The organism is Streptomyces sp. NPDC049954 (assembly GCF_040656295.1).
In the GTDB taxonomy this organism is placed as follows: domain Bacteria; phylum Actinomycetota; class Actinomycetes; order Streptomycetales; family Streptomycetaceae; genus Streptomyces.
Genome location: NZ_JBFALS010000015.1, coordinates 134,182 through 144,108, shown reverse-complemented (window position 1 = coordinate 144,108; position 9,927 = coordinate 134,182). Strand labels below are relative to the sequence as shown.

The following is a 9,927-nucleotide window of genomic DNA, read 5'->3' as shown; positions in this document are numbered from 1 at the left end:
GGGGCCCCCCCCGCGCCCCCCCCCCCCCGCGCGCGGCCGGGGGGGCGGGGGGGGCGGCCCCCCCCGGGGGGGGGGGGGGGGGGGGCGGCGCCCCCCCCCCCGGCCCCCCCCCTCCCCCCTCCCCCTCGTGCGGTGCTACTTGGAACCGGCCGCCCGCCGCTTGAGCGCGCGGGCCCGCCGCGCCACCTTCCGTACGGCCGCGGTGCGCGGCAGGAAGGCCAGCTGCTGCGGGACCCCGCCCGGCAGCCCGAGCACCGTCAGCCGCCGCCGCTTGAAGTAGCGGCGGGTACGGTCGTCCAGATGCCGCGCGAGATACGCCTCCGCCGCGCCGCGCAGGCCCGGGTACACCTTCGGCTGCATCGCGAAACCGACCGCCGTCAGCAACTCCTGCAACCCGGCCCCCGCCACGTCCAGGTCCTGCGCCTCGACCGCCGCGCGGTCCGCCGTGTCGGGCAGCAGCGCGTCCACGACGGTCACCGGGACCCGGTTGCTGTTCTCGTACGGGGCCAGCCGCTCCAGCAGCAGCTCCGTCCCCGCGCGCGCGACCGGCAGGCCGTAGCACGAGGCCGCCGTCAGCAGCGCCGTCGAGAAACAGCCCACGACCAGCGCGGGCCGCAGCCGCTGGTACAGCACCTCCGCGAGGACGGGCACGTCCAGCACGGTCAGCGCCACCCCGAGCCGGTGCGCCTCCTCCTCCAGGCGGCGCGAGAACCGCGCCGGGGCCGTGGGGTGCGGCTTGAACAGCAGGTGTGCGTGGCCCAGTTGGACCGCGCCGCGCACCATCGTCGCGTGCAGCTCCTCCTCCTCTTCGGCGGTGAGGATGCCGAGCGCCGACAGGTACTGGCCGAGCAGCAGCGCGGGCCGCTCCGCCGCCCGCGCCACCTCCTGCGGCAACTCAGGCGCCTCCTCGCCGAGTTCGTCGAGGACGGCCAGGAAGGCGGACGTCGGCACCAGCTCCTGCTCCACCCCGAACTCGGTGAGCAGCAGCGGGCGCAGCCCCGGTACGAGATCGAGGTGCAGCAGCCGCGAGATCCGGGTGCCGATCAGCGGGTCCAGCTTGATACGGGTCGGTCCGTAACTCATCAGCCCGTCCGCGTACACGTCGATCCGGGCGCCCGTGAAGATCGCGGTCACCGCGAGCGCCGGGACGACCTGGATGGACTCCGCGACCAGCTCCACGTCGTCGTCCCCGAGCTGCCACAGCAGCCGCAGATAGCGTTCCCACAGCGGGATGTCGTCCGGCGAGGGCTTCCAGGAGCCCGGGTGGAACGGGAAGATCGCCTCGTTCCAGTGCCGCACCTCGCCGAACCGCGACCGCAACCGGCCGAAGCCCGCCATGGAGTCCGGGCCGGGGGTGGTCTCCGGGTTCGCCGCGTTGTTGCTCAGCAGCAGGATCGTACGGTCCACGGGGGCGAAGGCGCCCGCGTCGATCGCGGCGGCCAGGGTGGCCGTCCCGTACAGCGTCGAGGCGAGGAAGATCCGCGTCGTCACGCCGCCACCCCCGCCGGTCGCCGCCGCAGCTTGCGCAGCAGCGTCGCGCGCTCCACGTCCATGGAGGACAGCGCCCCGTCCAGCACGTCCTGCGGCAGCCGGTGCAGCGCCGCCACACTCCCCTCCCGCAGCTTGCGCGCCACGGAGGGCTGGAAGTGCTCGGCCCGCCCCATGTGGTGCGCGATGATCGCGCAGTACGTGCGCACCGCCTTGGGCAGCAGCCGGTCGGCGTCCCGGTCCTGCGAGGTCTCCGCCACCAGCCGGTCGAAGGCCGCGAGGAAGTCGAGCTGACGCACGTCGCCGATCTGGGTGAGCGAGGTCGTGACCCCGCGCCGGTAGAAGTAACCGAGCACGTTCACCGCCGCGCAGGACCGCGCCTCACGGTGCAGCCGCCAGATCCACGGCCGGTCCTCCGCGGTGTGCAGCCCCTCGGGGAACTCCATGAGCCCCGCGTCCAGCAGTCTGCGGTGGAACACCCCGGCCCAGGAGTACGGGTAGTCCACGGAGGTCGACCGCTCGGCCGGCAGGATCAGCTCCCGCGGATCGAGGACCGCGCCGCGCCGCCCGATCGGCGCCCGGTACACGGTGCGCGCCCGCGCGGTGCACCGCACGTGGTCGGTACGCACGAAGTCCACGTCCAGCGCCTCGGCCGCCGCGAGCAGCTGCGTGAGATAGCCCGGGGCGAGCCAGTCGTCCCCGTCCAGAAACATGAGGTATTCGCCGCGCGCCGCACGCAGCCCCGTATTACGGGCCGTACCGATACTGCTGTTCCTCTCGTGCCGGATCTGCTGTACGGGAGCGCCCAGGGACGAGGCGGCGGCCGCCACGACGTCCTGCGTGCCGTCGGTCGAACAGTCGTCGACGAAAACGAACTCGAAATCGTCACGGGCGTTCGCACGGAGACTGCGCAGCGCTTCGGGGATGAAAGGCCGAACGTTGAAGAACGGCACGATGACGGAGAGCTTGACCACCCGCCCGACGCTAGGCGCCGGCTTGTCCCGGGCGCTGACTCGTACGCGTACGGCAGGTGAACGGGGAATGGCGGAATGATTGATCCGTCTGTTCCGGGCGGGTTCGGGACGGGTTCCGTGCGGAGGAAATCGGCCCGAAACGGCGGTTCCGGCACGCTCGTCACGCGCGGGACTGTCCGTGTGCCGTCCGTGTGCCGTCCGTGTGCCGTCCGGGGAAAGCACCGGAAGAGCGCACGTGAAAAGGGGGTGTCACCCGAAAGGGCGAGCCGATTCCCCATTCGTCGGTCCGTTGTTAACCCGCTGTTGCCGTCGAGTTGGGCCGTCCCACGGAATTCGTTCCTAACGTCGGGGACGTGCCAGCAAGCAATACGCAGCCCGATCCGGGCGCAGCCCCCACCGTGCGGGTCGCGGTCCTCGCCGACTCCGACACCCGCTGGAAATGGGGAGCCCTCACCGCAGCGAGGATCGCCGGGGACAGCCACCTCGACGGGTTCCTGCTGCGCGGCCGGGCGACTCCGACCGCGCGCCAGCTCGACGAGGTCGGCGTCCGCGCCGTCTCCCTGCGGGAGGTGACCGCCGCCGGGTTCCTGCGGGCGATGGGGGAGGAGGGGTACGACGTCGTCGTGCTCGCCCTCGTCGGGGGCGGGGTGCAGGCGATGCTGCACGGGCTGCGCGAGGTGTGGCGGGGGCGGGCGCGGCGGCCCGTGGTCGTCACCGGGTATGTCGGGGTCGTCTACGAGAAGCTCGCCGACGGGCTGCTGCTGCGGCACGGCGCCGACGTGGTCCTCGCCAACTCGCGGCAGGACGCCGAGCGGTTCCGCGCCGTGTACGAGGGGGTGGGCGCCGAGTCGCGCGGTGTCGTGGAGTGCGCCCTGCCCTTCCTCGGCGGGAGCCCCCGCAAGGTCGCCGACGAGGTACGTACCGTCGTCTTCGCCGTCCAGCCCTCCGTGCCCGAGCGCCGCGCCGACCGGCTGTACCTGCTGCGGCGCGCCGTCGAGCACGCCCGGCTGCACCCCGGGCGCGAGGTGCTGATCAAGCTGCGGTCCAAGCCCGGCGAGCACACCACGCACATCGAGGAGCACCCCTACCAGAAGCTCGCCCGCTCTCTCGACCTGCCGGACAACTGCCGTCTCGCCTACGGGCACATGGGCGAGATCCTGGACACCGCCGACCTCCTCGTCACGGTCAGCTCCACCGCCGCCCTCGAATCCCTGCACCGGGGCGTGCCCACCGCCGTCCTCACCGACCTCGGCATCCGCGAGGCGCTCGGCAACCACGCCTTCCTCGGCTCCGGCTGCCTCACCTCCTGGGACGCCCTGGACGAGGGCCGGCTCCCGGTAGCCGATCCCGAGTGGACCGCGCGGCAGGGCGTCGCCTCCGACCAGCCGTACGAGCGCGCCTTCGACGCCGCCCGCGCCCGCGTCGCCGAACTGGCCGCGCGGAGCCAACTCCCGCCGCTCGCGCCGTACTACACGCTCGCCACCGCCCCCGGCTACCTGCCCGGCATCCTCGCGCGCCACCGCCTCGCCCCCGACGGGAGCCCGCTGCCGGGCGCCGCCGCCGAGGACCGCGCCCCCGGGCCGCTGCGCCAGGTCGTCCGGCAGGCCGCGCGCGGCGCCTACCGGCACGGGGTGCAGCGCGTCGCCCCCGTCATCCGGCGCATGGGGGACCTGTGACGAGCAGCCACCCCGCCCAGCCCGACCCCGACCCGCGAACCGCCGCCCAAGGAGCCCCACCCATGACCCAGCGCCGCGTCCTGGCCGTGATCCCCGCCCGGGGAGGCTCGAAGGGGGTGCCCGCGAAGAACCTCGCGCCGGTCGGCGGGGTCCCCCTCGTGGTCCGCGCCGTACGGGAGTGCCTGGCCGCCCGCCTCGTCACCGAGGTCGTGGTGTCCACCGACGACGAGGCCATCGCCCGCGCCGCCCGCGAGGCAGGCGCCGAGGCCGTACGCCGCCCCGCCGAACTCTCCGGCGACCACGCCACCAGCGAGGCCGCCGTCCTGCACGCCCTCGACCAGCACGAGACGCTGCACGGCGCCAGGATGGACGCCGTCCTCCTCGTCCAGTGCACGAGCCCCTTCCTGCTCGCCTCCGACGTGGACGGCGTCGCCTCCGCCGTCGTCGAGGACGGCGCGGACACCGCCCTCACCGTCGCCCCCTTCCACGGCTTCGTGTGGCGGGAGGGGGAGCGCGCCGCCGAGGCCGGAGGGGACGGCGCGTACGGCGTCAACCACGACCACCGCTTCCGGCCGCGCCGCCAGGACCGGCCCGAGGACTTCCTGGAGACCGGCGCCGCGTACGCCATGGACGTCACCGGCTTCCGCACCCACGGCCACCGCTTCTTCGGCCGCACCGAACTCGTCCGCACCGACCCGGCGCGGGTCCTGGAGATCGACGACCCGCACGAGCTGGCCCGCGCCCGCGCCCTCGCCGCGCACTTCGACGCCGGGCGCCCCGGGGCGCTGCCGACGCGGCAGGACGTCGACGCGGTCGTCCTCGACTTCGACGGCACCCAGACCGACGACCGGGTGCACATCGACTCCGAGGGCCGCGAACTGGTCTCGGTGCACCGCGGGGACGGGCTCGGCGTCGCCGCGCTGCGCCGCAGCGGACTCGCGCTGCTGATCCTGTCCACCGAACAGAACCCGGTCGTCGCCGCCCGCGCACGCAAGCTCCGCATCCCCGTGCTGCACGGCATCGACCGCAAGGACCTCGCCCTCAAACAGTGGTGCGAGGAACAGGGCATCGCGCCCGAGCGCGTGCTCTACGCCGGAAACGACGCCAACGACCTGGCCTGCTTCGGCCTCGTCGGCTGGCCCGTGGCCGTCGCCAACGCCCACGACGCCGTGCGCGGTGCCGCGCGCGCCGTCACCACCGTCCCCGGCGGATCGGGCGCCGTCCGCGAGATCGCCGGCTGGCTCCTGGGCCAGGACCTGGCCACCGGCACCCCCACCGGGGGCAGCGGTCAGGCCACCGGCGCCGGTGCCGCAGGCCGGGAACAGCCCACCCACACCCCCCACCCCACCCACAGCTGAGGAAAGCACCATGAACGCAACGCCCGACGCCCGCACCCGCGCCTTCGGCACCCGCCCCGCCGGGCCCGGCCACCCCGTGTACATCACCGGTGAGATCGGCATCAACCACAACGGCGAACTCGACAACGCGATCGCCCTGATCGACGCGGCCGCCGACGCCGGCTGCGACGCCGTCAAGTTCCAGAAGCGCACCCCGGAGATCTGCACCCCGCGCGACCAGTGGGACATCGAGCGGGACACCCCGTGGGGCCGCATGACGTACATCGACTACCGCCACCGCGTCGAGTTCGGCGAGGACGAGTACCGCGCGATCGACGAGCACTGCAAGGAGCGCGGCATCGCCTGGTTCGCCTCCCCGTGGGACACCGAGGCCGTCGCCTTCCTGGAGAAGTTCGACGTGCCCGCTCACAAGGTGGCCTCCGCCTCCCTCACCGACGACGAACTGCTGCGCTCGCTGCGCGCCACCGGCCGCACCGTCATCCTGTCCACCGGCATGTCGACGCCGAAGCAGATCCGGCACGCCGTCGAGGTGCTCGGCAGCGACAACATCCTGATGTGCCACGCCACGTCGACGTACCCGGCGCAGGCCGAGGAGCTGAACCTCCGCGTCATCAACACCCTCCAGGCCGAGTTCCCGAACGTCCCGATCGGCTACTCCGGCCACGAGACGGGCCTGCAGACCACGCTGGCCGCCGTCGCCCTCGGCGCGAGCTTCGTGGAACGGCACATCACCCTGGACCGCGCGATGTGGGGCTCCGACCAGGCCGCCTCCGTCGAGCCGCAGGGCCTCTCCCGTCTGGTGCGCGACATCCGCACCATCGAGGCCTCCCTCGGCGACGGCGTCAAGAAGGTCTACGAGTCGGAGCTGGGCCCCATGAAGAAGCTGCGCCGCGTGACGGGCGTCGTCGCCGAGGCCGAGGCCGCCGTGCGCGAGGCGGAGTCCGGCGAGACCGCCCCGGCAGCGGTCTGACGGCCCCGCGGACCCGCCCCATGACCTCCCCCGCCGGCCCGCCGGGAACACCACCGCACGCGGTGCCCCCGGACACCTCCACCCTGGCCTTCGTCGAGAGCCCCGTACAGCTCCTCAACGTCCTGGAGTGGGCGTACGTCGCGCCGGGCCTGGACGCGAGCTCGGTCACCGTCGTCGTGCTCTCGCCGACCGACCCGATGTCGCGCGGGCAACTGCGCCGCATGGCCGAGTACGCGCGGCAGACCGGCATGGCGCTGCGCTGGGAGGAGGCCAGGGGCGGGAGCGCCGCACCCCTGCACACCGTGCGGGCGCTCGCCCCGCTGCTGCGGGCGGCCCGCCGCGTCGTCATCGGCGACCCGTTCTCCCGCTACGTCCAGCTCCTGCTGACCCTCACCAGGGCCCGGGACCTGGTCGTGGTGGACGACGGCACCGCCACGATGGAGTTCGTGGACCTCCTGGTACGCGGCCAGCCCCTGGTGCGCTGGCACCGGGGCGGCCGCTCCGGCCCCCGCGACCTGGCCTTCGCGCCGTTCTCCTCCTCCGCGCGCCGCAGGCTCACCCCGGGCGAGGGCCGGCGCGTGGAACTGTTCACCTGCATGCCGATCGAGGGCGCGCCCGCCGGGATCACCGTGGCCACGCACTCCTTCGCGTGGACCCGCACGTCCTTCGGCCCGCCCGCCGTGGGCCTGGGCGCCGACCTCGTCGGCACCTCGCTCGTCGAGACGGGCGTCGTCGACGAGGACAAGTACGTCGAGGCGGTCCGCTCCCTGGCCACCTCGCACGGCGCGAACCGGTACTTCGCGCACCGCAGGGAGAACACCACCAAACTCCACCGGCTGGCCGTCGAGACCGGCCTCCAGATCGTCCGCCCCGACCTCCCCCTCGAACTCATCGCCCGCCGGGGCCCGGTGGGCCGCACCGTCCTGAGCTTCCCGTCCACGGTCGTCCACACGCTCCCGCTGGCGCTGAGCGGCACCGGCGTACGCGTCGCGGTGTGCGACATCGACCCGGCCTGGCTCACCGCGACGGCCTCCCCGCGCGCACAGGGCTTCCTGACCGGGGTGACGAGTACGGCGCGGGACGTCCAGCGGGTACGGCGGGAGGGGGCGGCGGGGTGAGGGGGCGGGCAGAATCGTCCACGCGGCGCCACACGTCCGCTTATTCCTCCCGCTCCCGAACGTCTCCCTGAACGTCACGACGCGACCGCCGATGGTCAGCGGCTGCGTGACTTCGTCCGGGGCCCTGATCGCGGAAAGTGCTGAGAGGCGAGCCGGCGAGCGACCGTCACCGCCCGTATCCCGTCCGTCACTGCGTAGTCCGACTGACCCCCGGCCCACTACAGCGCCGGGAGATCACGGCAAGAGAGCGAAGTGGAGGGGAGCCTTGGGGCGAACGACGCTGAAGTGGCGCCGGTCCAGGGTGGCGATGGCGTCCGCGCCGAGTCGTTCCGCGATCGCGAGGACGGACGCGTCAACCGCTCCCAGAGGAAAATCGGAGTACTTCTCGACCAGTTCGACCATGCGGTCGACGTCCTCGGCGGACAGGGGGATCAGACTGATCTGGCCGGTGCGTACGGAGCGCAGGAAAGCGGCTTCGGCCCGCGTCCCGTGCTCGCGCTCCAAGAGGTAACAGACCTCGGTGAGCACGGGGTAGGGCACCAGCAGGGGACGCGGGGTGTGACGCATCAGCTCTACGCAACGGGTGTGATCCTGGTCGTCTGCGTCGGCGGCGGCGACCAAGGCCCCGGTGTCCCAGATGATCACTCGGCTTCCCGCCCCAGTTCGGCGCGGAGGATGTCGCCGGAACGGACGCCGAGGTCACCCTTGCCGCTGGACAGCGCGCCGACGAAATCGGGCAGTGGCCACTCGTCCCCCCCGTCTTCACCCGGGCTGCTCTCGCGTACGAGGGCCAGTATCGGCGCCACCTGCGAGTCCGGCAGCCGGTCGATTAGCTCGTGCAGCTCTTCACGCAAGGTGCTCATGACGTCAGGATACGGACAACTCGTACGGTGCGGGGGCCGTGCGCGGTAAACCTCCTGCTGTCGCGGGCGGCCATGGTCACCTTGGTCGCGGTGGCCTCGCGCAGCTGGCATCGCGTACGGGCTCGCGCACGTCACTCGGCGGTGCTCGGGCGCCGCACCGGTCCCTTCCCGCCGACCTGACCATCAACCTCACCCCGCACGGGAACGCGGCCTGAACGACCACCCCGGCGTCCCCCGCCCCCCGGGCCGATAACCGCTTGCCCCTCCCGTCCCCGTCCCCCGATCATTCCGGCATGGTGAATCGGGCTCCGGACGGTCGGGCCGGTATCGACGCCGCTCTCGTGCGGCGGCTGGTCGGCGCGCAGTTCCCGCGGTGGAGCGGGCTCGCGGTGGAGCCCGTCGCGGTCGACGGGTGGGACAACCGGACGTACCGGCTCGGGAGCGACAAGACGGTGCGGCTGCCCACCGCCGCCGGGTACGTGCCCGCCGTCGCCAAGGAGAACACCTGGCTGCCCCGGCTCGCGCCCGCGCTGCCCCTCGCCGTGCCCCCGGTCCTCGGGCTCGGCGAACCCGGTGAGGGGTACCCCTACCCGTGGTCGGTGCGCGGCTGGCTGGACGGGGAGACCGTGGCGGCCGGACGCGTCGCCGACCTCACGGCGCTCGCCCTCGATCTCGCCGCCTTCCTGCACGCCCTCCGGCGCTGCGACACCCGGGGCGCGCCGGCCGCCGGGGAGCACAGCTGGTGGCGCGGCGCCTCGCCCGCCCACTACGACGAGGAGACCCGCCGCTGCCTCGACGTCCTGGGCGACGAGGTCGACACCGGGCGGGCCCGCGCCGTGTGGGAGTCCGCGCTCGCCACGGGCTGGGAGGACGAGCCCGTGTGGTTCCACGGCGACATCGCCCCCGGCAACCTCCTGCTCACCGGCGGACGGCTCAGCGCCGTCATCGACTTCGGCACCTCCGGTGTCGGCGACCCCGCGTGCGACCTCGTGATCGCCTGGGGCCTGTTCTCCGGGCAGAGCCGTACGGCCTTCCGCGAGGCCCTCGGTCTCGACCCCGGCACCTGGGCCCGGGCCCGGGGCTGGGCGCTGTGGAAATCCCTCCTCGTCCTCAGCCAGACCCGGGACACCGACCCGGCGCAGGCCGCCGTGCACCGGCGGATCATCGCCGAAGTGCTGGGTGACCAAGCGGTGTTCGGCGAGGTGACGTGACGCACGGGCTACCGGGCCGCTCCGCGCCCGGCAGCCCGGCAGCCCGGCGGCACCACGACGCCCGCCCCCGTCCCGCTCCCGTGACATCCCCGCCCCTCTTGGCGTCCGCGCGCTCCGCGCGCTCCGCGCAACTCCCACCCCCGCGCGTTCCGTTGACACGGCAGGCGGCCGTCCCTACCGTGTCACCTCGGCGTTACATCGTTGTAATCACGCAGGCCGCATGGCGGGTGACGTCACGTCATCACGCCTCCGCCCCCGGAACGAGCCTC

9 protein-coding genes are annotated in these 9,927 nt (G+C 73.6%); 5 read left to right on the top strand and 4 right to left on the bottom strand.

Annotation, left to right across the window (positions count from 1 at the left end; all coding sequences use genetic code 11):
• Positions 1–135: 135 nt before the first annotated feature.
• Together AB0J21_RS28430 and AB0J21_RS28425 are read right to left on the bottom strand one after the other, a co-directional pair.
• Positions 136–1,491: a polysialyltransferase family glycosyltransferase gene (locus tag AB0J21_RS28430; protein WP_363148991.1), complete on the bottom strand. Its 1,356-nt coding sequence runs from the start codon at positions 1,489–1,491 to the stop codon at positions 136–138.
• The gene (locus tag AB0J21_RS28425; RefSeq protein WP_363148990.1) at positions 1,488–2,462 is read right to left on the bottom strand and encodes a glycosyltransferase family 2 protein; all 975 of its coding nucleotides are present in this window, start codon (positions 2,460–2,462) and stop codon (positions 1,488–1,490) included. Before AB0J21_RS28425 ends, AB0J21_RS28430 begins: the two co-directional genes overlap by 4 nt.
• Before the next feature lie 353 nt (positions 2,463–2,815).
• Here AB0J21_RS28425 and AB0J21_RS28420 point away from each other — a divergent pair, with 353 nt between their 5' ends.
• The 4 genes from AB0J21_RS28420 to AB0J21_RS28405 all read left to right on the top strand — a co-directional run bounded on the left by AB0J21_RS28420 (position 2,816) and on the right by AB0J21_RS28405 (position 7,584).
• Positions 2,816–4,138, top strand: coding sequence for a DUF6716 putative glycosyltransferase (locus AB0J21_RS28420; protein ID WP_363148989.1), 1,323 nt, complete (start codon positions 2,816–2,818; stop codon positions 4,136–4,138).
• A 62-nt stretch (positions 4,139–4,200) separates the two neighbouring features.
• Positions 4,201–5,496: an acylneuraminate cytidylyltransferase gene (locus AB0J21_RS28415; RefSeq protein ID WP_363148988.1), complete on the top strand. Its 1,296-nt coding sequence runs from the start codon at positions 4,201–4,203 to the stop codon at positions 5,494–5,496.
• A gap of 10 nt (positions 5,497–5,506) precedes the next feature.
• Entirely contained in the window at positions 5,507–6,466 is a 960-nt protein-coding gene (locus AB0J21_RS28410) for an N-acetylneuraminate synthase family protein (protein WP_363148987.1), read from the top strand.
• Between the two features lie 20 nt (positions 6,467–6,486).
• A complete protein-coding gene (locus AB0J21_RS28405; RefSeq protein ID WP_363148986.1) occupies positions 6,487–7,584 on the top strand; it encodes a hypothetical protein in 1,098 nt (365 codons plus the stop codon).
• Between the two features lie 234 nt (positions 7,585–7,818).
• Here the strand turns inward: AB0J21_RS28405 and AB0J21_RS28400 are convergent, their stop codons facing one another.
• Both AB0J21_RS28400 and AB0J21_RS28395 read right to left on the bottom strand, forming a co-directional pair.
• Positions 7,819–8,229, bottom strand: a complete 411-nt coding sequence (locus AB0J21_RS28400) for a PIN domain-containing protein (protein WP_363148985.1) — start codon at positions 8,227–8,229, stop codon at positions 7,819–7,821.
• A complete protein-coding gene (locus AB0J21_RS28395) occupies positions 8,226–8,447 on the bottom strand; it encodes a hypothetical protein (RefSeq protein ID WP_363148984.1) in 222 nt (73 codons plus the stop codon). The genes AB0J21_RS28400 and AB0J21_RS28395 overlap by 4 nt, the downstream gene beginning before the upstream one ends.
• A 293-nt stretch (positions 8,448–8,740) precedes the next feature.
• Between AB0J21_RS28395 and AB0J21_RS28390 the strand changes: the two genes are divergently transcribed.
• Entirely contained in the window at positions 8,741–9,658 is a 918-nt protein-coding gene (locus AB0J21_RS28390) for an aminoglycoside phosphotransferase family protein (RefSeq protein ID WP_363148983.1), read from the top strand.
• Positions 9,659–9,927 lie beyond the last annotated feature (269 nt).

Bases quoted from the DNA above. Each gene is read 5' to 3' on its own strand.
- AB0J21_RS28415 (WP_363148988.1), top strand. From the start codon at position 4,201: ATGACCCAGCGCCGCGTCCTGGCCGTGATCCCCGCCCGGGGAGGCTCG.
- AB0J21_RS28410 (WP_363148987.1), top strand. From the start codon at position 5,507: ATGAACGCAACGCCCGACGCCCGCACCCGCGCCTTCGGCACCCGCCCC.
- AB0J21_RS28405 (WP_363148986.1), top strand. From the start codon at position 6,487: ATGACCTCCCCCGCCGGCCCGCCGGGAACACCACCGCACGCGGTGCCC.
- AB0J21_RS28395 (WP_363148984.1), bottom strand. From the start codon at position 8,447: ATGAGCACCTTGCGTGAAGAGCTGCACGAGCTAATCGACCGGCTGCCG.
- AB0J21_RS28390 (WP_363148983.1), top strand. From the start codon at position 8,741: ATGGTGAATCGGGCTCCGGACGGTCGGGCCGGTATCGACGCCGCTCTC.